Source organism: Streptomyces adelaidensis (assembly GCF_016598475.1).
Taxonomy (GTDB): Bacteria; Actinomycetota; Actinomycetes; order Streptomycetales; family Streptomycetaceae; genus Streptomyces; species Streptomyces adelaidensis.
Genome location: NZ_JAEMUX010000023.1, coordinates 1 through 24,029, shown reverse-complemented (window position 1 = coordinate 24,029; position 24,029 = coordinate 1). Strand labels below are relative to the sequence as shown.

The following is a 24,029-nucleotide window of genomic DNA, read 5'->3' as shown; positions in this document are numbered from 1 at the left end:
CCTCAAGCGAGCCCAACATCCACCACGCCCCGAGGCGTACGCAAGTGCGTATCCCGGTTGGTTACGCGGTCAATACATGACCGAACGTCCCCAAGCTCCGCCCCGCCTCACGGCCTTCGCGGACTCCGCCCGCTCTCCGCACTCTTCGGCCACAGTCTCGGCCGGCGCCGCGCCGCCAGGTCCTCCGCCCAGCCGAACGCGACGACGCAAGCGGCGATGAGCAGCCACGTCACGACCAGTACGGGCCAGGGGCTCTCCAGCAGCCACGGGACGTTCTGTTCGAGGAACACCACGCTCCACAGGCGGTCCCACTGGGTCGCCGCGATCAGGATGCAGGTGTTGTGCCAGAGATAGATCGTCACCGCACGGGAGTTGAGGAGGCCGACCGCCCCGTCCCAGCGGCGCAGCCGACGCGGCCACTCGGCCCACGACGGGCTGATGTGCAGCAGCAGCGCCACGGTGGCCACGGACCACAGGGACTGGGCGAACGGCATGCTGTCGAGGTCGTTGCCGGTGCCGAAGCCGTGGTTCATGGCGTACCAGAGGCCGGTCAGGGCGACCGCCGGAGCCACGGACGGGACGAAGTACCTCGGGAGGCGCTCCAGGATGCCTTCCTTGTGGGCCATGCCGAGGATCCAGCAGGCGCCGAAGGTGCTGAAGTCCGTCAGCCCCGAGGCGAACCGCTCGCCCGGCAGGGACAGATACCCCAGCTCGAACGCCGCCGACAGCGCGATCGGCGCGAGGACCGTCGCCGCCGGCACCGCCCGCAGCGCGCGGAGCAGCACCGGGGACAGAACGACGTACCAGAGGTAGGCACGGACGTACCAGAGCGGTCCGGCCAGCTCCCCGGCCCAGTCCGGGCCGATGAAGCCGTTCAGTCCGGGCAGGCCCTCGGCGTACGGCGGGTCGCTGACCGGGAGGATCCAGAACGTGAGGTGGAACCACCACCAGCCGGGACGGCCGTCCGCGTCCGGCCCCCAGCCCTGGAGCACCATCGCGGTGACGCCCACCACCCCGAGCAGCCACACCGGCGGCAGCAGCCGGCGGAGCCGGCCCCTGATGACGTCCGCCGCCGGGCGCTTCAGCGAGCGCGCCATGAGGTTGCCGGCGAGCGCGAACATCACGCCCATGGAGGGGAAGAGCAGCGGCAGCCAGGCCCAGCCGGTGAGGTGGTAGAGGACGACCCGGAACAGGGCGAGGGCCCTCAGGAGATCGAAGTAGCGGTCCCGGCCGCCGGGAGCCGAAGTCGCAGGCGGCGTGGGCGGGTCGGGCGGAGTCTGCGGGGCCGGGTCCTGCGTCAGGGTGCTCATGCGACCGGCCTCCGCTCCCCCGTCTGCTGCGCCGGCACGGACGCATCGGCGCCCGGCAGCCCCACGGCCCCCGTCCGCCGCAGCTTCTGCCAGCGCAGCCGGCCGCCGGTCAGCGCCGTGATCCACGACTGCAGCAGCACCACGTACATGAGCTGGCGGTAGAGGAGTTGCTGGAGCGGGAGGGAGATCAGATGGGTCATGCGCTCCTTGTCCAGGTGGAACGCCAGCGCCGCGCACACCGCCTGGACGGCCAGGACGCCCAGCCAGGCGCCGATCGTCTTCTCCGTCGGCCCGAACACCAGCCCGTAGAGCAGGAACACGTCGATGAGGGGGGCCAGCAGGGGCGCCACGATCATGAACAGCGATACCAGTGGCAGGCCCACACGGCCGAAGCGGCCGGACGCGCCCCGCTCGAAGATCGCGCTTCGGTGCTTCCAGATCGCCTGCATGGTGCCGTACGACCAGCGGTAGCGCTGCGACCACAGCTGCTGCACGGACTCCGGCGCCTCGGTCCAGGCCCGCGCCTTCTCGGCGTAGACGACGTGCCAGCCGTCGCGGTGCATGGCCAGGGTGATGTCGGTGTCCTCGGCGAGGGTGTCCTCGCTCATGCCGCCGACGCGTGTCAGCGCCGTACGCCGGAACGCCCCGACCGCGCCGGGGATCGTCGGCATACAGCGCAGGATGTCGTACATCCGGCGGTCGAGGTTGAAGCCCATCACGTACTCGATGTGCTGCCAGGCGCCGATGAGGGTGTCCCTGTTGCCGACCTTGGCGTTGCCCGCGACCGCGCCGACGCGCGGGTCGGCGAAGGGCTGCACCAGCTCGCGGACGGTGGACGGTTCGAAGACCGTGTCGCCGTCCATCATGACGATCAGGTCGTACTGGGCGTTGGCGATGCCCCGGTTGAGGGCGGCCGGCTTGCCCGCGTTGAGCTGCCGTACGACCCGGACGCCCGCCAGGTCCTGGCTCAGCTCCTCGACGATCCGGGCCGTGCCGTCGCTGGAGCCGTCGTCGATGACCAGCACCTCGATGGGGTGGTCGCTCGCCACCAGCGAACGGACCGTCTTCTCGATGCACTTCGCCTCGTTGTACGCCGGGACGAGCACCGACACCGGCTCGGTGACGGGCCCGTCCGTTCCCCAGCGGAAGTTCCGGCGCCGGACCCGGCGGGCGTGCGCGATCGACAGCACCAGCATCAGGCCGAAGCGGGCGAGGACGAGGACACCGACGACCGCGAGGGCGACGACGAGAACGCTCGTCGTCTTCTCCGAGACCTGGACGAGCGTCACCCAGACCTTGCCCTTCACCAGGCCGAGCCCGGTGACCGGGGTGTGCGCGCTGGGCGCGTCGAGGGCGCCGGTCAGGGTCTCGAACGCGTAGCCCTTGACCTGGAGTTCCCCGATGAACCGGTCCAGCGCGGCGACGGTCTGCGAGCGGTCGCCGCCGGAGTCGTGCATCAGTACGATCGCGCCGTCGCCGCCCTTGGGCGTGGCCCGGCGGATGATCTCGTCGACGCCCGGCCTGCTCCAGTCCCGGCTGTCGGTGTCGCTGACGACGGTGATGTAGCCGCGGCTGCCGATGTACTTCGTCACCGGCCAGGTCCGGTTGTCCATGAGCTGGGAGAACGACGAGTACGGCGGCCGGAACAGCGAGGTGCGGATGCCCGCCGCGCCCGCCAGCGCGAGCTGATTCTGCGACAGCTCCCAGTCGATGCGGTCCTTGGACTGGAGCGAGAGGTCCGGGTGGTTGAAGGTGTGCAGACCGATCTCGTGGCCCTCTTCGGCCATGCGCTCGACCAGGTCCGGGTAGCGCGAGGCCATGGTGCCGGTGATGAAGAAGACGGCCTTGGCCTCGTGTTTCTTCAGCACGTCGAGGACCTTGGGGGTCCACTCGGGGTCCGGTCCGTCGTCGAACGTCAGGACCAGCTGGTGGTCCGGGACGTCGAGGCTGAGTTGGCGTCCCCCACGGGTGTCGATCACCGGGCCGCCCTTCAGTATCTTCTGCGGCACCCGGTCGTTCGACACGGGCGGCGCGACCCGGTGATCCGCGAGGATCTCGCTGTGCACGTATCCGCGCAGCATCAGCATCGCCATCAGGGCGAGGAGGAGCAGACAGGGGAGCAGGTGGCGCAGGGGGAGGCGGGGGGTGGAGCGCTTCTGGGCGCTCGCCCGGGCGCTCTTGCGCGAGGGCTTCGACGGACCTTCGCCTGAGCCGTCGGCCGCGCTCTGTGCCGTGCCGTCGGCCGTACTTCCGGCCGTACCACCGGCCATGCCGTCAGCCGTACTGCCGGCCGTGCCGTCGGTCGCACTGTTCGTCGGACGCGCGGAGCGCGTATGGCGCTTGGCGGCACGCGAAGGCGTGCCGCCGTGCTGGGAGCGGGTCATCAGGCGGGGTTCTCCGAGGTCTGCGGACTCTGCGGGTCCTGCGGGCTCTGCGAGGGCTCCGACGTCGACGGAGCGGGCTCGACGGGCGCCGGGGACGCGGGGCCGTCGGCGACGGTGTCCGTGCCGGAGCCCGGAGCGGGACCGGCCGGGCCGGAGTCCGTGGGCGAGGGCGAGGGTGACGGCGAGGCCGAGGGGCTGGGGCTGTCCTTCGGCGGTCCGGACGGGGAGACCGAGGGCGCGGGGTCCTTCACACTGGCGCTCGGCTTCGGCTTCGGCTTCGGCTTCGCGCTGGCGCTGGCACCGGCCGAGGGCTTGGCGCCGGCGGACGTCTGAGGCCCCTTGACGCCGCCCGTCGAACCGTCCGGCGACTTGCCGCTCGGCGAGGACGTCACTCCCGTACGGCCGGGCCACGGGCCCGAGTCCGGTACGCCGCCCTCCGCCTCGTCGGACCGGTCGGCCGACTCGTCCGGCAGCGGCGGGGTGTCCACCCTGCCCGCCGGCTTGTCGTCCTTCTGCATCGGCACCGGCAGCCAGGGCGCGTCCGAGTTGCCCGACACCAGGGTGCCGACGATGACCACGGCGTACGCCGCGCAGGTGGTACCGACGGCGATACCGAGCCGCCGGTACAGGTTCCTGCGCCGCCCCGACACGTCGACGAAGACCGGCCCGTCGGAGTCCGGGGCACCCGCCACCGCACCGTCCCCGCCCTGGCCGGCGTGGTTGCCGCCGCCCTCGGGCACCTCCCGCCCCACGCCGTCCAGTTGGACGGTCACCTCGTGCGGGTCGTGGTTGCGCCCGGGCTGATCGGGCTGCTCCCAGGGCGCCGGGACGGCCGCCGACCGCCCGGCCTCCCGGTCCGCATCCCGCCCGGCAGCGCTCGGCTGCCGGGGGACGCCGACGGCGCCGGCACCCGACTGCCCGGCGCCGGACGCGCCGGACCCGTAATCACGGTCCCGCTCTCGCTCCCGCTCCCGCTCCAGGCGGGACACGGCCCCGGTTCTGGCGGCCGCCTCGGGCCAGACCACTTCGTCTCCGGAGCCGATACCGACACCGGTGCCGATACCGGAGCCGGAGCCGATACCGAAATCAAAACCGGATCCGGTGCCGGACCCCGTACCGAGGCCTGTGCCTCGGCCTTCACTCCTGCGTCCGCCCCGGCCTTCACCTTCGCCAGGACGTTCGCCGTCGGACCGCTTCGGCTGAGTGCCATTCGGCCAGTTCTCCACGTGCACGCGCTTCCCCCCACGGGACAGTTGCGGGGTGCGTGTTCGATGCCGGGCTCTCGCACTTTCCTGTACCGGACCGGACCCCCACCCGGTCCGGGGCGCGGCCCATCACACACACCCGGGCCCCGAATGTAGGGGTGGGAGAGATGTGTGAGTGTGTGCTGTCAGGTGAAGGTCATCATGATGAGTGCATCTGTGGACGGAATCCACCCGTCCTCCCTATCTGATAGCCATACTTCCGCCTTCGCCAACTCGAATGCGGCCCGCCGCAGCGCGTCGAGTCCGGGGTGCGCGAGCCCCTTCCTCCATACGAGTGAAACGAGCGACAGTGGTACGGGGTCGACGAGCGGCCGCGACACCGTGCCCGGCATGGGCGGGAAGTCCACCACCGCCAGTACGGGGCTCCTCGTCTTGGCCATGATCCGCTGGAACTCCGCCTCCCCCACGGCCAGCGGAGCCGGCGGCGCGACCTCGATGCCCCGCCCCTCGAAGAGCAGCGCGGCCAGGTCCGTCCACTCCGGCGTACGGGGGTTCCCGGCACCCGCGTAGACGCTCTCGCCCGCGAGTTCGGCCAGCGGTACGGCGTCCAGCGCGGCCAGCCGGTGGTTCTCGGGAAGGATCACCGTCATCGGCTCGTACCGCACGGGCTGCTGTTCGAGCCGCGCCCGCACCGCCGGGTCGAGCCCCGCGAACCTCCCGAACGACACGTCGAGCCGCCCCGCGAGGATCTCGGCCGCCGCATGCGTCAGCCCGCTCTCGTAGCGCGCCATCAGCTCCAGCTCCGGCGCGAGTTCACGGGCCCGCTCCAGCACGCGCAGCCCCGTGGCCAGCCCGGGCGAGTTGAGATCCACCAGCAGGGGCCGCGCCTGCCGGAAGGCCGCGACCAACTCCTCCCGCGCCTCCAGCACCCGCCGCGCATACGGCACCAGCCGCTCCCCGTCCGCCGTCAGCACCACCTGCCGAGTGGTCCGCACGAAAAGCTCGGCCCCCAACTCCCGCTCCAGCCGCCGCACATCACGGCTGAGCGCCTGCTGAGCTACGTAGAGCCGGGCGGCGGCACGGGTGAAGTGCAGCTCTTCGGCGACAGCGAGAAAGGCACGGAGAAGCCGGGTTTCAGGCACCCCGAGAACTTACATCCGAGACGCGTGAATCACCACGGAGTAGGTGTTGGACGGTGGATCACACGACCGGCGACGGTAGGACCCATGCCGCACACCGAGCCCGAGAGGGCGCACTCCCCCCTGTTCACCGTCACCGCCGACACCCTGATAGCGGCCGACTTCAACCCCCGGCGATCCAAGGGGCGCGGGGAACCGCGCGACAAGCCACGACGCACCCGTACCCGCCAACGCACCCAACCCGCCGAGCTCCCCGGCGGCTCCTACCGCCACCTCTTCAAAACCCCCGGCACCCGAGCCTTCACCGCCGGAGGCCTACTCGCCCGCCTCCCCATGGGCATGTTCAGCGTGAGCGCGATCCTGATGATCGCCGGCTCCCGCGACTCGTACGCCCTCGCCGGTGCCGTCGTGGCGACGGGCCTCGCCGCGACGGCCCTCGTGGCCCCCTGGACCGCCCGCCTGATCGACCGCCACGGCCAGGCCCGTGTCGCCGTCCCCGCCACCGCGCTCGCCCTCCTCGGCGGCCTGGCCCTGTCCGCGTGCGTCCACTGGGACGCCCCGCACTGGACCCTGTTCGCCGCCTACGCGGCCACCGCGACCTTCCCCAACACCGGCGGCATGGCCCGCGCCCGCTGGGCCCACCTGCTGCGGGACGACCCGGCCGCCCTCCACACCGCCAACTCCTTCGAACAGGCGGCGGACGAACTCTGCTTCATGCTCGGCCCGGTCCTCGCCGCCTTCCTCTGCACGACCCTCTTCCCCGAGGCCGGCACCCTGATCGGCGGTCTCCTCTGCATGACCGGCGTGCTGGTCCTCGCCGCCCAACGCGCCACAGAACCGCCCCCCACCGGCCGTACGACCGCGAAGTCCCCCCTCCGTGCCCCCGGCTTCCCCGCCCTCCTCGCCGTCTTCCTCGCCATGGGCGCGATCTTCGGCTCGCTGGAGGTCGTCACCATCGCCTACGCGGACGCCCGGGGCCACGCCTCGGCGGCGGGCGCGCTCCTCGGCCTCCAGGCGGCCGGCTCCTGCGCGGCGGGCCTGGCCTTCGGTGCCCTGCGCCTGACCGGCCCGGCGGAACGTCGCTTCGCCTGGTCCCTCGCGGCGATGACCGCCCTGATGGCCCTCCCCTGGCTGACCACCACGTCCACCACCTCCCTCTTCCTCCTGGCCCCCGCCCTCCTCCTCGCCGGCATGGCCACGGCCCCCACCATGATCACCGCCATGTCCCTCCTCCAACACCGCACTCCCAAGGGCCAGTTGAACGAGGGCATGACCCTCGCCGTCACAGGCCTCCTCGGCGGAATAGCGGCCGGATCGGCCCTGGGCGGCCAACTCGCGGAACACCGCTCACTCGGCTCACTCGCCTTCGCGATCCCGGTGGCCGCGGCAGCGCTGGCCCTACTGATCGCCTCGGCCCAACGCCCACCCGCACGCACAACCCCCGAAGAGCCCCCACGCCCTTAGGGACGCGGGGAACTGCGCGACCAGCCCCCACCGAACCCGCGGCCGAAATCCGCACCGTAATCCGCACCGTAATCCGCACCCGTAATCCGATCCCCAAGCCGCCCGCCCCATTGACGCACCCCCACCCCACCCTTACCTTCCGTCGAAGCGCTTCGACGTCACGCATCGAAACGATTCGACTACACCGTTCGACCGGACGACCCGAACGACCCGTAACGACCCGCACCCAACGATCGCGTGACGCCCCGAGACCCATCCGACTCCCCAGGAGGCACAGGATGTTCACGGCACGAAGGCGTACGGCGACGACGATCGCGGCGGCGGCGATGAGCACAGCCCTGCTGCTGACCTCCTGCGGCGGCGGTTCCGGCAGCGACGGCGACGGCGGCGACGGCGACGGCAACGGCAACGGCAAGACGCTCCGCCTGTGGCACTACGAGGGCCCCGACAGCGCGATGGGCGTGGGTGTTCTCGGGCAGCTGGTGGTACGGCCGCTTCCAGTCGGAGAACAAGTTCGACTGGGGCACCTTCCTCTGGCCCGACACCGACCTCACCCTCGGCTCCGGCGGCAACCTCTGGGTCGTCCCGAGGGGCGCGAAGAACAAGGAACTCGCCTACGACTTCATCGACATCACCATGTCGGAGAAGATCCAGAACCTGCTGGGCGACAAGGGCGGCGTCCCCGTGGCCGCCGACCCCGCCGCGATCACCGACCCGCGGGCCAAGAAGCTCATCGCCGACTTCAACACCCTCTCCGAGAGGGACGGCCTGGCCTTCTACCCCGACTGGCCCGTCCCCGGCTTCTACGACGTCCTCGTCTCCGAGACCCAGAAGCTGATCACCGGCAGCACGGCGCCGGACGCGTACCTGGACTCGATCGGGGAGGCGTACGAGAAGGACGTACCGAAGCGATGACGGTCACCGTCGGAGACGGGGCGGCGGCCGGCGAGGCCGGAGCGGGCCCCGCCGGGCACCCGCATCACCGCCGTCCGGCGGCCCGGATCGACGGCGCGACCAAGTGGCAGATCCTGTGGCGGATCGTCGTCCCCGTCAGCCGCCCCACCCTCGGCATGCTCCTGGTCTTCTTCTTCGTCTGGACCTGGAACGAGTTCCTGCTCCCCCTGGTCATGCTGATCTCCAACGACAACCAGACCGTGTCGGTGGCGCTCGGCGTCCTCCAGGGCCAGCGCCTGATGGACGCCACGATGACCAACGCGGCGGCCCTGCTGGGCCTGCTCCCCGCCCTCGTCTTCTTCCTCCCCTTCCAACGCACGCTCACCCGAGGCATCGCGGTGGGAGCCGTGAAGTAAGGGCCCCGGAAAGTCCCGCAGAAGTAAGGACCCCCCACCCATGAAGTTCACCGACGGCTACTGGCTGCTCCGCGAGGGCGTCACCGCGGCCCACCCGGCCGAAGTCCTGGACGTCATCCCCCGGGACGGCGGCGCCCTGGAGATCCACGCGCCCACCCAGCCCATCCGCCACCGCGGTGACCTGCTGAAGGGACCGGTCGTGACGATCAGCGCCCACGCCCCGATGCCCGACGTCGTCGGCGTCACCTTCACCCACTTCGCGGGCGAGCAGCCACGTGGCCCGCAATTCGAGCTCACCACGCAGGAGTTCACCCCCCACACCTTCTACGACGACGAGCACGCCACCCTCACCGCCGGATCGCTGTCGGTACGCGTGTCCCGCACCGGCCCCTGGCACGTCGACTTCCTCGCCCACGGCCGCACCCTCACCACCAGCGGCCCCAGATCGATGGGCATCATGCGCGAGGCGTCCGGCGCCCACTACCTCCGCGAGCAGCTGAACCTCGGCGTCGGCACCTCCGTCTACGGCCTCGGCGAACGCTTCGGCCCGCTCGTCAAGAACGGCCAGGTCGTCGACATCTGGAACGCCGACGGCGGCACAGCCACCGAACAGGCCTACAAGAACGTGCCGTTCTACCTCACCGACGCGGGCTACGGCGTCTTCGTCGACCACCCGGGCAAGGTCTCCTTCGAGGTCGCCTCGGAGGTCGTGTCGAGGGTCCAGTTCAGCGCGGAGAGCCAGCAGTTGACGTACTACGTCATCTACGGCCCGACGCCGAAGGACATCCTCCGCAAGTACACGGCCCTCACCGGCCGCCCGGCCCTGCCGCCCGCCTGGTCGTTCGGCCTGTGGCTGTCCACGTCCTTCACCACCTCCTACGACGAGAAGACGGTGACCTCCTTCATCGAGGGCATGCGGGAGCGTCGGCTCCCGCTCTCCGTCTTCCACTTCGACTGCTTCTGGATGCGCGAGTTCCAGTGGTGCGACTTCACGTGGGACCCCCGCGTCTTCCCGGACCCGGAAGGCATGCTGGCCCGCCTCAAGCGGCGCGGACCACGTATCAGCGTCTGGATCAACCCGTACATCGCCCAGCGCTCCCCCCTCTTCGCGGAGGGCAAGGCGCTCGGCCATCTCCTGCGCAGACCGGACGGCGGCGTCTGGCAGTGGGACCTGTGGCAACCCGGCATGGCGCTGGTCGACTTCACCAGTCCGGCGGCCCGCGAGTGGTACGCGGCCAAGCTGGAAGCGCTGCTGGACCAGGGCGTCGACTGCTTCAAGACCGACTTCGGCGAGCGGGTGCCCCTGGACGTCGTCTGGTCCGACGGCACGGACCCGGAGCGCATGCACAACTACTACACCTACCTCTACAACCGGACCGTCTTCGACGTCCTGCGCAAACACCGGGGCGAGGGCGAGGCCGTCCTCTTCGCCCGCTCGGCAACCGTCGGGAGCCAGCGCTTCCCCGTGCACTGGGGCGGCGACTGCGCGTCCACCTACGAGTCGATGGCCGAGTCCCTGCGCGGCGGCCTCTCCCTCGGCCTCTCCGGCTTCGGCTACTGGAGCCACGACATCGGCGGCTTCGAGGGCACACCCTCCCCCGCGCTCTTCAAACGCTGGATCGCCTTCGGCCTGCTCTCCTCCCACAGCCGCCTGCACGGCTCGTCCTCGTACCGGGTCCCCTGGCTCTTCGACGACGAATCGGTCGACGTCCTACGGAAGTTCACGCACCTCAAGCTCAGCCTGATGCCCTACCTCTACGAGGCGGCGCGCACCGCCCACACCGAGGGCGTGCCGATGATGCGGGCGATGGTGCTGGAGTTCCCCGACGACCCCGGCTGCGCGCAGCTGGAGCGCCAGTACATGCTGGGCCCGGACCTCCTCGTCGCGCCGGTGTTCAACGACGAGGGCGACGTCACGTACTACGTCCCCGAGGGCACCTGGACCCGCTTCCTGACCGGCGAACCGGTCACCGGCCCCCGCTGGGTCCGCGAACGCCACGACTTCCTCAGCGTGCCGCTGCTCGTCCGGCCGGGCGCCGTCGTCCCGGTCGGCGCGGTGACGGACCGCCCGGACTACGACCACGCCGACGGGGTCACCCTGCACGCGTACGGCCTCGCCCACGGCGCCCAAGTGACCGTCCCCGTCGGCGACTCGACGTTCACGGTTGTCCGGGAGGGCGATGTGCTGCGCGCCTCGTGCGGCGACCCGAGGGCGCCGTGGGCCCTGGCGGCGGGTGATCGCGAGGTCCGGGCGCAGACGGGCACAGGCTTCCTGACGATGGACCTGAACCCGGAGCCGGAGCCGAAGCCGGAGCGGAAGCCGGAGCGGAAGCCGGAGCGGAAGCCGGAGCGGAAGCCGGAGCGGAAGCCGGAACTGATATCTGACGACGAAACGGGGTCGGTGTGACGGTGAAGATCACTGATGTGGCACGGCACGCGGGCGTCTCCCCGAGCACCGTCTCCTACGCCCTCAGCGGCAAGCGCCCCATCTCGGCGGAGACCCGCGCGCGGGTCGAGGCGTCCGTCCGCGAGCTGGGCTACCGCCCGCACGCGGGCGCCCGCGCCCTGGCCAGCAGCAAGTCCAACGTACTGGCGATGGTGGTGCCCCTACGGGCCGGTATCAATGTGCCCGTGGTCATGCAGTTCGCGGTGTCGGCGGTCACGGCGGCCCGCGCGTACGACCACGACGTGCTGCTCCTCACCCAGGAGGAGGGCGAGGAGGGACTGCGCCGGGTCGCGGACACGGCCCTGGTGGACGCGTTGATCGTGATGGACGTCCAACTCCACGACCCCCGGCTGCCGTTGCTGCGCACGCTGGACCGCCCGTCGGTACTGATCGGCTTCCCCGCCGAGCCGGCCGGACTGACCTGCATCGACCTGGACTTCAGGACGGCGGGTGAGCTGTGCGTGGAACATCTGGCGGGCCTCGGCCACCGCGTGGTGGGCCTGATCGGCTCACCCCCCGAGGTCTACGTCCGCCAGACCTCCTTCGCCCAGCGCGTCGTCCAGGGCTTCACCTCCGCCGCCACCCGCAACGGCATGTCCTCCACCGTCCATCCCTGCGAGGCCACCCCGGCGGCCGCCCGCACGGTGGCGGAACGCCTCCTGCGCGAACAACCGGCCCTCACGGGCGTGGTCATCCACAACGAGGCGATCCTCGAACCCCTCCTGGACGCCTTCGAACACCTCGGCCTCCGCATCCCCACCGACCTCTCCGTCACCGCCCTCTGCCCCGACACCCTCGCCACCACCCTCCCCATCCCCCTCACCTCCATAGCCATCCCCGCAGCCGAGATAGGCGAACAAGCAGTCCACCTCCTCATGCGGAACATGAACGGCACCCCCGCCCCCCAGACCACCCTCCTCCCACCCCGCCTGACCGTGCGGGGGAGCACGGCCCGCAGGGTGACGGGCTGACCGGGCGACGAGTCGCGACGGTCTCTCCACAACGAAAAGGGGCCCGGCAGTCGCATCGACTGCCGAGCCCCTGCTCGCATACATAACATGGGAATTGTGGAGATGGCGGGAATCGAACCCGCGTCCAACGGTGCAAAATCAGGGCTTCTCCGTGTGCAGTTCGCTGTGATTTTCTCGGCCCCGGCGATCACGCGAACAAGTCGCCGACGGGCCCAGTCACTGTTTGATTTCCCATCCGACCCCGTGACCGGGCCAGATGGTTTAGTCCCCTAGATTATGCCAGGGTCCGGGTCGGGAACACTCCCGGGCTGACACCCGTTAGGGCCTTCGCTCACTGCTTATTAGGCAGCGAGGGCGAAGGCGCGGGAATCGCTCTTGGAATTGGCGATTATTGGTTGCGACATATGGTTAACGAGATCATTGCCGCTTCCTCGACACGCTTCCCCTGCTTCAACAGCCGCTGTCGAAACCGATCATCCCCATGTTGATTTTTCAAACCGTCTCACGACGGCGGTCGCACCCGCTCTCGAGGTGCAGTGCCATCGTACGTGACCGACGCCGGACGATGCCACCGTATTCCCCGCCGCTACTCGCCGCGCTACTCGCCGCGCTGCTTCCGCTTCGCCGCCGCGATCGCCCGGTCCGACTCCCGCCGGTCCTGCTGCTCGCGCAGCGTCTGGCGCTTGTCGTACTCCTTCTTGCCGCGCGCGAGCGCGATCTCGGCCTTTGCCCGGCCGTCCTTGAAGTACAGGGCGAGCGGCACGATCGTATGGCCCGTCTCCTGGGTCTTGGACTCCAGCTTGTCGATCTCCTCGCGGTGCAGGAGCAGCTTGCGCTTGCGGCGCGCGGAGTGGTTGGTCCAGCTGCCCTGGTGATACTCCGGGATGTGGGCGTTGTGCAGCCACGCCTCACCCCCGTCGATCTGGACGAAGCCGTCGGTCAGCGAGGTCCGGCCCTCGCGCAGCGACTTGACCTCGGTGCCGGTGAGCACGATCCCGGCCTCGTAGGTGTCGACGATCGCGTAGTCGTGCCGGGCCTTCTTGTTCTGGGCGACGATCTTGCGCTTGCCGCCCTTCTCGCCATCCCGCTGAGCGGCCGTCCCGCCCTGCTTGGGCTGGGACTCCTTCGGTACGTACATTCCCTTGCTCATAGTGCCGTCCATTTTCGCACTACGGAGGGGGTCCGCGGGAAGCCGATTAACGGGGGCGGGTCGGGGGGCTCACTGCCCGAGCCCGCTCAGTACCGTCTCGGCCCGCTGGAGGGCGTCCTCGTCCGCTTCGAGGTCGGGGGTGATGCCACGGCCGTCGACGCCGCGGCCGGAGGGGGTGCGGTAGTGGCCGACGGTCAGTTCGGCGACGGAGCCGTCGGGGAGGCGGCTCGGCATCTGCACCGAGCCCTTGCCGAAGGTGCGGCCCCCCACGACCACCGCGCGGCCCCGGTCCTGGAGGGCCCCGGTGACCAGCTCGGCCGCGCTCATCGTGCCGCCGTCGACGAGCGCGACCAGGGGTCTGGCCGTGTCGCCGCCGGGGTCGGCGTGCAGGGCCTGCTGCTCGCCGTTGACGTCGTAGGTGGCGACGAGACCGCCGTCGAGGAAGGCGGAGGCGGCGGTGACGGCTTCGGTGACCAGGCCGCCGGAGTTCCCCCGCAGATCGAGGACGAAGCCGGACGCCTCACCGGCCTGCTCGACGGCGGCCCGTACGAGATCGCCGGAGCCCTTGGTGAACGCGTCGACCTTGATGACGTCGACGCCGTGGGCGGTACGGCTGACGGTCACGTCCTCGGTGGAGAGGCGGGCCCGGCGCAGGGTCTCGTGCCAGGTCCGGGCACCGCGCCGCAACTCCAGCGACACCTTCGTACCGGCGGCCGCGCTGTCGTCCGACTCGGCGCTGTCGATCGCGTCGCCGCGGAGTAAGGAGACGACCTCGGTGACCGGGCGGCCGTCGACCTTCTCGCCGTCGACGCCGACGAGCCGGTCGCCCGCGCGGATCCCGGCGCCGGCCGCGGGCGAGCCGTCCTGTACCCGGGTCACCGCGATACGGCCGTCGCGCTCCAGCCGGGCCCACAGCCCGACGCCGGTGTACTCGCCGTCGAGGGCCTCCTCGAACTGCTCGTACTCGCCCTCGGAGTAGACCGCGCCCCACCGGTCGCCGCTGCGGCTGACGGCACGCTCGGCGGCCTCGACGGGGGACTTCCCCTCGGCCATGGCCTCGGCGGCGGCGTCGGCGACGTCCTGCTCCTTGCCGGCCGGGATGGGGCGGGAGGTGTCCGCGGTGGCCGCCTTGCGGTACGGGTCCTCGAAGGAGCCGGTCGCCGCGCCCGTGGCGAGCACGCTCGCGAAGACCAATGTCAGGGTGGCCCCGCGGCGGATGCGGCGGGGCTTGGAGAACAGGTCGCGGCCTGACATGTCGGCGAGTCTAGGACAACGCGAAGGGCCGCACCGGCCCTTGCCGGTACGGCCCCATTGGCGTGCGTCACACCTTCAGGTACTTGCGCAACGTGAAGAACGCGGCCAGGGCGGGCATCAGGAAACTCGCCGCGAGGATGAGCGGCAGCTTGGTGAGGACCGCGTCCCAGCCGACGAAATTGATGAGCGGCAGGTTCGTGGAGAGTGACACCCCGTTGTCGATCACGAAGTACTGCCCCAGGATCAGGAAGGCACAGGCGATCGTGCCGCCGATGATCCCGGCGACCGCGGCCTCCATGATGAACGGCGCCTGGATGTAGAAGCCGGACGCGCCGACCAGCCGCATGATCCCGGTCTCACGCCGGCGGCTGAACGCCGAGACACGCACCGTGTTGACGATCAGCAGCAGCGCCACGATCAGCATGACGGCCATCACACCGCGCGCCGCCCAGTTCAGATAGCCGAGAAGCCGGAAGAGGCTGTCCAGGATGCCCTTCTGGTCCTGCACCGACTGCACCCCGTCACGCCCGTTGAAGGCGCTCGCGATGACCTGGTACTTCTCCGGGTCCTTCAGCTTGATGCGGTACGACTCCTGCATCTGGTCCGGGGTGAGGCTGCTGGCCAGCGGGGAGTCGCCGAACTGCTCCTTGTAGTGCTTGTACGCCTCGTCCTGCGACTCGTACGCGACGTCGTCGACGACCGACATCTTGTTCAGGTCGGACTTGATCTGGTTCTTCTGCTCGGTCGTGACCGCGCCCTTGGCGCAGTTGGGGTCGGACTCCGCGTCGCTCTTGTTGCAGAGGAAGATCGACACGTTGACCTTCTCGTACCAGTAGCCCTTCATCTGGCTGACCTGGTCGCTCATCAGCAGCGAGCCGCCGAACAGGGCGAGGGAGAGGGCGACGGAGACGATGACCGCGAAGGTCATCGTGAGGTTGCGGCGGAGACCGACACCGATCTCCGACAGGACGAACTGGGCGCGCATGGCGTCTCGACAGGCCTTTCGTGAACTGGGGCAGTCAGTGCTGGTAGCCGTAGACGCCGCGCGCCTGGTCGCGGACGAGGCGGCCCTTCTCCAGCTCGATGACGCGCTTGCGCATCTGGTCCACGATGTTCTGGTCGTGGGTCGCCATCACCACGGTGGTGCCCGTCCGGTTGATCCGGTCGAGCAGCTTCATGATGCCGACGGAGGTCTGCGGGTCGAGGTTGCCGGTGGGCTCGTCCGCGATGAGGAGTCTGGGCCGGTTCACGAAGGCCCGCGCGATGGCCACGCGCTGCTGCTCACCACCGGACAGCTCGCCCGGCATCCGCTCCTCCTTGCCGCCGAGGCCGACGAGGTCCAGCACCTGCGGCACCGACTTGCGGATCTCCCCGCGCGACTTGCCGATGACCTCCTGCGCGAAGGCGACGTTCTCGGCGACCGTCTTGTTGGGCAGCAGCCGGAAGTCCTGGAACACCGTCCCGAGCTGGCGGCGCATCTGCGGCACCTTCCAGTTGGACAGGCGCGCGAGATCCTTGCCCAGGACGTGCACCTGCCCCTGGCTGCACCGCTCCTCCCGCAGGACCAGCCGCAGGAAGGTGGACTTTCCGGAGCCGGAGGACCCCACGAGGAACACGAACTCGCCCTTCTCGACCTCCAGGGACACATCCCTGAGTGCGGGGCGGGTCTGCTTGGGGTAGACCTTGGACACGTTGTCGAATCGGATCACGGATACACCACAAGCCGTCGGGAATGGATGACGGTGACTGTACCGCCCCCGGCCCTGCGAAGGGGCGCGGGGAACTGCGCGACCGGCCCCCACCGACCCGCGGCCGCCCCACAGCGGCACCCACCCCTTTCGCAGGCCCCCGCGCAACCTCCGGAGGAACCTGGCACAGTGGAGTAGAGGAACGGTCCGGTACCACGAAGCGTTGAGGTATGTGTGAGGCCACTGCTAGGAGGGCGAGGCGCATGACGTACGACCGGTTGGTGTGCGCGAACTGCGCGTCTCCCGTCGCCGAGGGCCGCTGCCATGTGTGCCGGGCCAGCCGCGAGCGGCTCCAGCAGGAGAACCCCTTCGCGAACCTGAGCCCCATGACCCTGATCGCCCTCCTGGTGATCCTGATAGCGGCGCTGGCGCTGCTGGCGCACCAGACGGCATAGAGGGCGTACGACGGCATAGGGCGTACGACGACGAGAAGGCCCGGGGCTGGCTGCCCCGGGCCTTCTCCATGCACATGCGCGATACGACCGACCCTGGGGTCAGGCAGTGGCGCCGCGGCCCGCCATCAGGCGCGGCAGCAGTCGGAAGCCGATACCGCCCGCGATCATCGTGGCGGCGCCGACCAGCAGGAACGTGGTCTCAGCGGCTCCGGTCTCGGCCAGCTCGCCGCTGCCGGCGCCCTGGGCCTCGGTCTCCGAACCGGTGTCGGTCAGCTCCGAGGAGCCCTCCTCCTGGACGACCTCGTCGTTGCCGCCGTCAGGGTCGGTGGCACCGGTGGTGTCACCGCTGGAGGAGCTGCTGCTGGTGCTGGTGGACTGGTCACCGGTGGTGCTGGTGGACTGGTCGCCCGTGGTGCTGGTCGACTGGTCACCGGTCGTGCTCGTGGACTGGTCGCCCGTGGTGCTCGTGGACTGGTCACCGGTCGTGCTGGTGCTCTGGTCACCGGTCGTGCTGGTCGACTGGTCGCCCGTGGTGCTGGTCGACTGGTCGCCCGTGGTGCTCGTGGACTGGTCGCCCGTGGTGCTGGTCGACTGGTCGCCCGTGGTGCTCGTGGACTGGTCACCGGTCGTGCTCGTGGACTGGTCGCCCGTGGTGCTGGTCGACTGGTCACCGGTCGTGCTGGTCGACTGGTCACCGGTGGTGGCACCACCGGCGGTGGTCGCACCGACAATGGTGCCGCCGTCGGCGTCGCCCGTGTTGACCGAGACACCGACCTCTGCGGAAGCGCCGTCATCGGTGCTGACACCGATGCCGACACCGAGGTCCAGCGCGGAAGCGGCGCCCGCGGCGGTCAGCGACGCGCCGGCGGCGATCACGGCACCCGCGGCTATACGCGCCACACGGATCCGCGTCTTCTTCGTCATATGGTTGCTACCCCCAGTAGCTCATCATCAGTAAATGGAGCAGCGCCTAGGGCTGCGATCAACGGGGGCAGTCGGTTGGGTCGAAAGTCCCCCGGTCCACATGCGCCCCAGTAATGCGCATGCCACGCGCCAGCCTTCCCAGTTTTCGCAGCAACGTCAAGGTCGTTGCGTACGCGATGTCCCGTTCACCGCATTTGACCGCGAGAACAACATGTGAGTGTGACGTAAAACCCAGACATCCCCACGCACAAAAGGCAACCGCCCTCCGTTGGAGGGCAGTTGCCTTGTCGACAAAGCGTGAAAACGGTCCTGGGGCCGCTACTTCTCCTGCTGCTTGCGCCAGCGAATTCCGGCCTCGAGGAAGCCGTCGATCTCGCCATTGAACACGGCCTCGGGGTTACCGACTTCGTAGTCGGTGCGGAGGTCCTTGACCATCTGGTACGGGTGCAGGACGTACGAACGCATCTGGTTGCCCCAGGAGTTGCCGCCGTCGCCCTTGAGCGCGTCCATCGCGGCCTGCTCCTCCTGACGGCGTCGCTCGAGGAGCTTGGCCTGGAGGACGTTCATGGCGCTCGCCTTGTTCTGGATCTGCGACCGCTCGTTCTGGCAGGAGACGACGATGCCGGTGGGGAGGTGGGTGAGGCGCACCGCGGAGTCGGTGGTGTTGACGCCCTGGCCACCGGGTCCGGACGACCGGTACACGTCGACGCGCAGCTCGGACTCGTCGATCTCGATGTGGTCGGTCTGCTCGACGACGGGCAGGATCTCGACACCGGCGAACGAGGTCTGGCGGCGCCCCTGGTTGTCGAAGGGCGAGATCCGCACGAGCCGGTGCGTGCCCTGCTCGACGGAGAGCTGACCGTAGGCGTACGGGATCTGCACGGCGAAGGTGGTCGACTTGATGCCGGCCTCTTCCGCGTACGACGTCTCGTAGATCTCGGTCTTGTAGCCCTTCTGCTCCGCCCAGCGCAGGTACATCCGCTGAAGCTTCTCGGCGAAGTCGGCGGCGTCGACGCCGCCGGCCTCGGCGCGGATGTTGACGAGGGCCTCACGGGAGTCGTACTCCCCGCTGAGCAGGGTCCGGACCTCCATCTCGTCCAGCGCCTTCTTGACGGAGGCCATCTCCGTCTCGGCCTCGGCGCGGGTGTCCGGGTCGTCCTCCTCCTCGGCCATCTCGAAGAGGACGCCGAGGTCGTCGATACGACCACGCAGCGCCTCCGCCTTCCTGACCTCCGCCTGGAGGTGGGAGAGCTTGCTGGTGATCTTCTGCGCCTCGTCCGGGTTGTCCCACAGGGACGGCGCCGCCGCCTGCTCCTCGAGCACGGCGACGTCTGCCCTCAGCTTGTCGAGGTCCAAAACGGCCTCGATCGACTCCATGGTCGAGGAGAGGGACTTCAGCTCTTCGGATACATCGACGACTGCCACCCCCCCAGCGTAACGGCTCCGCCGAGCGCCCCCTTCGACCCCGGTTGCCGTCTGCGGGTGCGTGGGGCTGGTCGCGCAGTTCCCCGCGCCCCCAGAGGCGAAAAGCACGGGGCGCAGCCCCTGCTTTTCAGGGGCGCGGGGAACTGCGCGAGCATCCACGACGCAGCCGCACCCGCCGACGCACCTGAGCCCCCGGGCTCGACCGCGGGGCGAAGGAAAGCCGTCAGGGTGTGCCCGGTGCTGAATTCTTCGTGTCGGACGGAGCTCCGCCGTCATCGTCACCGGAGGTGGCCGCCCACGTGCCCACCCCCACCGCGGCGACAAGGGCCACCGCCGCCGCGCTCAACGTGATCCGGCGCCGCCGAGCCGCACTCACCCGATTCCGCGCGGACCCGGGTCGAGGCGCCCCCGCGGCGCGAGGCACCCGCGCGGTCCCCCGCGCACCCCCCGCCAGCTCATCCGGCCCCGGCACCCGCATCGACGTATGGGTGTCCCGGTTGGAGTCCGGCTTGGCGCCAGGCACCAGCGGCACCGCCCCCCGCCGCACCCGCTCCCTAGGCGCCTCCGCCTCGGCGGGAGCCTCCTCGTACCCGTCCCCGGACTCCGTGCCCGGCTCGTCGACATCCAGCGGGGGCATCCCCACCAGCAACGGCAACTGTTCCCGCAGCCGCGCACCCAGCTCGGACGCCCGCAACCGCGAGGCCGGCGCCTTGGCGAGGCACTGCACGAGCAGCTGCCACAGCTCCTCGGGGATGCCCGGCAGGGGCACGACCGTCTCGGTGACATGGCGGCGCAGCACGGCCCCGGGGTGCCCGCCGCCGAACGGCGTGAAGCCCGCCAGCAGCTCGTAGAGCACGGTCGCGAGGGCGTAGATGTCCACGGCCGCACGGGGCGGCAGGCCCTCGACGATCTCGGGGGCGAGATAGTCCGGCGTACCGATGATCTTCGTCGCGCGGGTGCGGCGCGGGGAGTCGATCAGCTTCGCGACGCCGAAGTCCGTGAGCAGCGCGGGGTGCGCGCCGCCGGGGCCGAGGGGGCCCTGCATGTCGAGGAGGACGTTCTCCGGCTTCACGTCCCGGTGCACGACCCCGGCCGCGTGCGCCGCCGCCAGGCCGTCCGCGATGTCGGCCACTATGGCGACCGCCGCCTCGGGGGCCATGCGGCGCTCCCGGTCGAGGCGGGTGCGCAGGTCGGTGCCCCGGACGAGGTCCATGACGAGGGCGAGGTCGTTGCCGTCGACGACCAGGTCGCGTACGGAGACGACGTTCGGGTGGTCGAGCCCCAGCAGCGCCGTGCGCTCCTGGACGAAACGGCTGACGAGTTCCTGGTCGGACGAGAGGTCCTCGCGCAGCAGCTTGATGGCGACGGGACCTTCCGGGCCCTCACCCAGCCACACCGTGCCGGCGCTGCCCCGCCCCAGAATCTGGTTCGCGGTGTACCGGCTTCCGATCTTCCGTCCCAAGACTGCTCCTACAGGCCGCGTGTTGGCGACAAAGCTACGCGCCCGAAGAGCCAACCTTCACCGCCGAGGCGGAAATCACCCCTCAGATATCGACAAATCTCCAACCCCGACGACGAGATGCGAGGCCGGGGGCGTGAGGCCCCTCCCTCACTGCCCCGGACCGGACCCCGTCCCGGAGTCGTTCCCCAGGTCACCGACCCACTTACTGGCCTCGCTGAACCAGTCGGTCAGCTGGTCCCACCAGCCCTTACCGGTGCCGATCCACTCCTGGAGGCCGGTGAACTCCCAGATCAGCCAGCCGCCGACGAACAGCAGGACGATCATGAAGAGGCAGCCCTTGAGGCAGCCGAGGCCCGGGATCTTCATCGGGTTGGCGCTGCGCTGACGCGGCTCGCGGGGCGGCCGGGGCTCGCGCTGGGGCCGCGGGGCGGGCTGCTGGGGCTGCGGCGCGGGAGCGTACCGCTGGGGCTGTTGACGTGGCGGCTGTTGACGCTGGGGCTGCTGCGGGGCGGGGGCGTACGGCTGTTGCTGCTGCGGGTGGCCGTAGCCGGGGCCGCCGGCCTGCGGCTGGCCCTGCTGTCGGCGGGGCGGCTGCGGGGGCTGTTGCTGGGGCCGGCCGGCCTGCCGCTGGGGGCGGCGCCGCAGCGGGTCCTCGTTGGGGTCGAGGTACTGGACCTGGGTCTGCTCGTTGCGGTCGCGGGCGGCGCGGAGCTGGTTCTGCCAGGGGTGCGGCTGCTCGGGCGGCCGGCCACCGGGGTCGTGCGACGGCACCGGCGGCATGACGGAGGTCGGGTCGGCGCCGGAGGTGTGCGGGAGCACGGAGGTGGGGTCGGAGGCGCCCGCCGGGCCGGAGGTGTGCGGGAGCACGCTGGTCGCGGCGTTCGGGTCGTACGCGCCGGCGCCGTGCGGCAGCACCTGCGTCGGGTCGGCGGAGCCGAACGGATCGGCGGCGCCCGGCACCTGCGCGGGGGCCGGGTCGGGGGCGAGGATGTGGCCCACGCCCTCGGCGGCGGCGATCTGCATGGAGTTCGCGTGCACGCCGACGCCCTCGGCGACGATGCGGAGCGCGCGGGCGAGGTTGACGGCGCTGGGCCGTTCCCGGGGGTTCTTGCGCAGGCAGCGCTCGATGACCGTCCACAGCGGGTCGGGGACGGTGGAGGGGCGGCGCGGCTCGGCGCTGAGGTGCTGGTGCAGCACTTCGAGCGCGGACTGGCCGGCGAACGGCGGGCGCCCGGTGACCAGTTCGTACATCAGGATGCCGGCGCCGTAGATGTCGACGGCGGAGGTCTGCGGCTGGCCCTCGGCGGACTCCGGGGCGACGTACGCGGGTGTGCCCACGAACTCGCTGGTCCGGGTCAGGCCCGGGGAGTCGGCGAGGCGGGCGATGCCGAAGTCGGTCAGCATCGGGTGCATCTGGCCGCCGTCCTGCTTGAGCAGGACGTTGGCGGGCTTCAGGTCGCGGTGGACGACGCCGTCGGCGTGGCTGACGGCGAGCGCGTCGGCGATCTGGGCGGTGAGCAGGGCCGCGCCGACCGGCGTGAACGGGCCGTTCTCGCGCAGGTACCGGTGCAGGTCGGGGCCCTCGATCAGGTCCATGACCAGGGCCAGCAGATCGCCCTCGACCACGAGGTCCCGTACCCGCACGATGTTCGGGTGGATCAGCCGGAGCAGCACGGACCGCTCCCGCAGGAACCGCATCACGATGTCCGCGTCGTTGGCGAGCTCTTCTTTGAGCACCTTGATCGCCACGGTCTCGCCGGGGTGGCCCGGCACCGCCGCCTCGGACCCCGCGGTCTCCCGCTGGCGGGCACGCCAGACAGTGCCTGTGGCGCCGCGTCCAATCGGCTCCTCAAGGAGGTACTTGCTCCCTACCGGCCGCACGTCATGCGCTCCCTGCTGCTTGCTTGCCTGGCCACGCCCTCGGTCCTGGGGACGTTCCGACCCACTGTAATGCGGGCGTCCGCGGTACCGGGCTGTCGTCTTCCTGCCGTGTTCCCGCCCGCTCGCCGTGTCCCGCTCCGGCTCGCTGTGCGCTGTCTGTCCGGTGTCCGTGTACGTGAGTACGTACGGACACCCCTCGGATACCCATACGCGTTCGATGGAAAGACGCTCCCCGACGGGCGGTTGGTTGCCGCATACGGACGTACGCGGTTCCGGATCCGGACGTGAGCGATCCCGAATGCGGACGCGATACGGACGTGACCGATCTCAAGTGATCAATTGGCGAGCACTGGTCAGGCACTTTTGGGGGCAGAGCCGACCAATCAAGATCACTTGACGGTGGGCGGCGGGCGTGTTGTCAGTGGCAGGTGCGAGGATGCCTCCAGTACTGGCCGACGTGCCCGTGAGCGGTGGGGGAAGTCTGCGGTGGGGACCGCGCAGTCTCGTCCTCGTCGTCGCGGGTGCCCGCGCGGAAGGGACCCCTGACGGCGATGCAGATCCGGCTGACCGTCGTAGACCCGCTGGGACCGTCCTCGGAGCCGCGAGGACGTGCCACGGCCTGCGACGTGCTGGTCACGGCGCCCGCCGGGACGGCTCTCTCCGCCGTGGCCTCGGGCCTCGCCTCCGCCGTCGGCGAGGGCGGAGCCGAGCGGCCGGAGCGCGGCCGGGACACCGGCGGCGGCCAGGTCGTGCTGTACGCCGGTGCCGAGCGCCTCGACGCCCAGCGCTGCACCCTGGGCGAGCCGCCCCTGATCGACGGCGCCGTGCTCTGCCTCGGCGCCCCCGCCGAGCCCGGCCCCGAGGTCGACGAGGCCGCCGCCCAGCTGCATGTCGTGGCCGGGCCCGACGCCGGCGGCGTCCATCTGCTGCACGGCGGCAAGATCCACATCGGCCGCTCGGCCGACGCCGACGTCCCCCTCGACGACCCCGACGTCTCCCGCCTCCACTGCGCGGTCACCCTCTCCGCCGACGGCCGCGTCTCGGTCGTCGACCTCGGCTCCACCAACGGCACCACCCTCGACGGCACCCGCGTGGGCGATCGCCCGGTGCGGCTCGCCCCGGGCGCCCTGCTCCGCATCGGCGAGTCCGCCCTCCGCCTGACCTCCTCCTCGGGGGCACGGGGGGCCGCGACGACGCCCGACGGCGAGGGGCATGTCCGGGTCACGGCCAGGACGGATTCCCGTACGGAAGCGGGGGCGGGGCCCGGAGCGGAGGAGCCGGCGCACAGCCATGCGGATCGGCGGACGGTGCCGGGGCAGGGCGGGGCGCCGGGGATCGAGCGGGCGGCAGGGGGTGCGGAGTCCGGGGCCGGGCCCGGCGCGAGCCGGGGTGCCATGCACGAGGACGCGGGCGCGGGCTCGCCGGGTGCGACGGGCGCGGCGGGTGCGGGAGGCGCGGAGGCTCATGGCTTCGGCGGCGACAGCCGCGATTTCGGCGGTGACGGCCGCGATTCCCGTGTGGCCCATGAACCCGGTGGCCCCGGTGGCCCCGGTGGCCCCGG

The 24,029-nt window shown here is 70.7% G+C and carries 17 protein-coding genes, 1 other RNA gene and 2 pseudogenes; 7 read left to right on the top strand and 13 right to left on the bottom strand.

Going from position 1 to position 24,029, the window contains the following annotated elements:
* Positions 1–107: 107 nt before the first annotated feature.
* From I8N67_RS15740 to I8N67_RS15725, 4 genes are all read right to left on the bottom strand, one after another.
* Complete coding sequence (locus I8N67_RS15740) at positions 108–1,310, bottom strand: acyltransferase family protein (protein ID WP_200303725.1); 1,203 nt, start codon at positions 1,308–1,310, stop codon at positions 108–110.
* On the bottom strand, positions 1,307–3,403 hold the full coding sequence (locus I8N67_RS15735; RefSeq protein ID WP_372443717.1) for a bifunctional polysaccharide deacetylase/glycosyltransferase family 2 protein: 2,097 nt from the start codon (positions 3,401–3,403) through the stop codon (positions 1,307–1,309). The genes I8N67_RS15740 and I8N67_RS15735 overlap by 4 nt, the downstream gene beginning before the upstream one ends.
* 290 nt (positions 3,404–3,693) lie before the next feature.
* Positions 3,694–4,719 (bottom strand): hypothetical protein, encoded by a 1,026-nt coding sequence (locus I8N67_RS15730; RefSeq protein ID WP_307835249.1) that lies wholly within the window; start codon positions 4,717–4,719, stop codon positions 3,694–3,696.
* A gap of 365 nt (positions 4,720–5,084) precedes the next feature.
* A complete protein-coding gene (locus I8N67_RS15725; protein WP_200303723.1) occupies positions 5,085–6,041 on the bottom strand; it encodes a LysR family transcriptional regulator in 957 nt (318 codons plus the stop codon).
* An 84-nt stretch (positions 6,042–6,125) separates the two neighbouring features.
* Between I8N67_RS15725 and I8N67_RS15720 the strand changes: the two genes are divergently transcribed.
* From I8N67_RS15720 to I8N67_RS15700, 5 genes and pseudogenes are all read left to right on the top strand, one after another.
* A complete protein-coding gene (locus I8N67_RS15720; protein WP_200303722.1) occupies positions 6,126–7,502 on the top strand; it encodes an MFS transporter in 1,377 nt (458 codons plus the stop codon).
* 465 nt (positions 7,503–7,967) lie between these two features.
* Positions 7,968–8,417 (top strand): annotated as a pseudogene (locus I8N67_RS15715) (extracellular solute-binding protein); the annotation flags it as partial.
* A gap of 77 nt (positions 8,418–8,494) precedes the next feature.
* Positions 8,495–8,812 (top strand): annotated as a pseudogene (locus tag I8N67_RS15710) (ABC transporter permease subunit); the annotation flags it as partial.
* A gap of 40 nt (positions 8,813–8,852) precedes the next feature.
* On the top strand, positions 8,853–11,219 hold the full coding sequence (yicI, locus tag I8N67_RS15705) for an alpha-xylosidase (protein ID WP_234045764.1): 2,367 nt from the start codon (positions 8,853–8,855) through the stop codon (positions 11,217–11,219).
* Entirely contained in the window at positions 11,216–12,229 is a 1,014-nt protein-coding gene (locus tag I8N67_RS15700; protein WP_200303721.1) for a LacI family DNA-binding transcriptional regulator, read from the top strand. Before yicI ends, I8N67_RS15700 begins: the two co-directional genes overlap by 4 nt.
* Before the next feature lie 94 nt (positions 12,230–12,323).
* On the opposite strand, the gene ssrA is transcribed toward I8N67_RS15700, so the two are convergent.
* The 5 genes from ssrA to ftsE form a co-directional block, all read right to left on the bottom strand.
* Positions 12,324–12,710: a transfer-messenger RNA gene (ssrA, locus tag I8N67_RS15695) on the bottom strand.
* Between the two features lie 117 nt (positions 12,711–12,827).
* Positions 12,828–13,367, bottom strand: coding sequence for an SsrA-binding protein SmpB (gene smpB / locus I8N67_RS15690; protein WP_234045778.1), 540 nt, complete (start codon positions 13,365–13,367; stop codon positions 12,828–12,830).
* Positions 13,368–13,448: 81 nt separating this feature from the next.
* Positions 13,449–14,633 (bottom strand): S41 family peptidase, encoded by a 1,185-nt coding sequence (locus tag I8N67_RS15685; protein ID WP_200303720.1) that lies wholly within the window; start codon positions 14,631–14,633, stop codon positions 13,449–13,451.
* 67 nt (positions 14,634–14,700) lie between these two features.
* Complete coding sequence (gene ftsX / locus I8N67_RS15680) at positions 14,701–15,618, bottom strand: permease-like cell division protein FtsX (RefSeq protein ID WP_200303719.1); 918 nt, start codon at positions 15,616–15,618, stop codon at positions 14,701–14,703.
* A 34-nt stretch (positions 15,619–15,652) separates the two neighbouring features.
* Positions 15,653–16,342, bottom strand: coding sequence for a cell division ATP-binding protein FtsE (ftsE, locus tag I8N67_RS15675; RefSeq protein WP_200303718.1), 690 nt, complete (start codon positions 16,340–16,342; stop codon positions 15,653–15,655).
* Between the two features lie 242 nt (positions 16,343–16,584).
* Between ftsE and I8N67_RS15670 the strand changes: the two genes are divergently transcribed.
* Complete coding sequence (locus tag I8N67_RS15670) at positions 16,585–16,776, top strand: hypothetical protein (RefSeq protein ID WP_200303717.1); 192 nt, start codon at positions 16,585–16,587, stop codon at positions 16,774–16,776.
* Positions 16,777–16,875: 99 nt separating this feature from the next.
* Here the strand turns inward: I8N67_RS15670 and I8N67_RS15665 are convergent, their stop codons facing one another.
* The 4 genes from I8N67_RS15665 to I8N67_RS15650 all read right to left on the bottom strand — a co-directional run bounded on the left by I8N67_RS15665 (position 16,876) and on the right by I8N67_RS15650 (position 22,468).
* A complete protein-coding gene (locus I8N67_RS15665) occupies positions 16,876–17,700 on the bottom strand; it encodes a hypothetical protein (protein WP_200303716.1) in 825 nt (274 codons plus the stop codon).
* Positions 17,701–18,018: 318 nt separating this feature from the next.
* On the bottom strand, positions 18,019–19,125 hold the full coding sequence (gene prfB, locus I8N67_RS15660; protein ID WP_200303715.1) for a peptide chain release factor 2: 1,107 nt from the start codon (positions 19,123–19,125) through the stop codon (positions 18,019–18,021).
* A 223-nt stretch (positions 19,126–19,348) separates the two neighbouring features.
* Positions 19,349–20,587, bottom strand: coding sequence for a serine/threonine-protein kinase (locus tag I8N67_RS15655; RefSeq protein ID WP_200303714.1), 1,239 nt, complete (start codon positions 20,585–20,587; stop codon positions 19,349–19,351).
* 147 nt (positions 20,588–20,734) lie between these two features.
* On the bottom strand, positions 20,735–22,468 hold the full coding sequence (locus I8N67_RS15650) for a serine/threonine-protein kinase (protein ID WP_200303713.1): 1,734 nt from the start codon (positions 22,466–22,468) through the stop codon (positions 20,735–20,737).
* 551 nt (positions 22,469–23,019) lie between these two features.
* On the opposite strand from I8N67_RS15650, the gene I8N67_RS15645 reads away from it, so the two are divergent.
* Positions 23,020–24,029: FHA domain-containing protein (locus I8N67_RS15645; RefSeq protein WP_200303712.1), on the top strand; the 1,010-nt coding region annotated here is incomplete at its 3' end.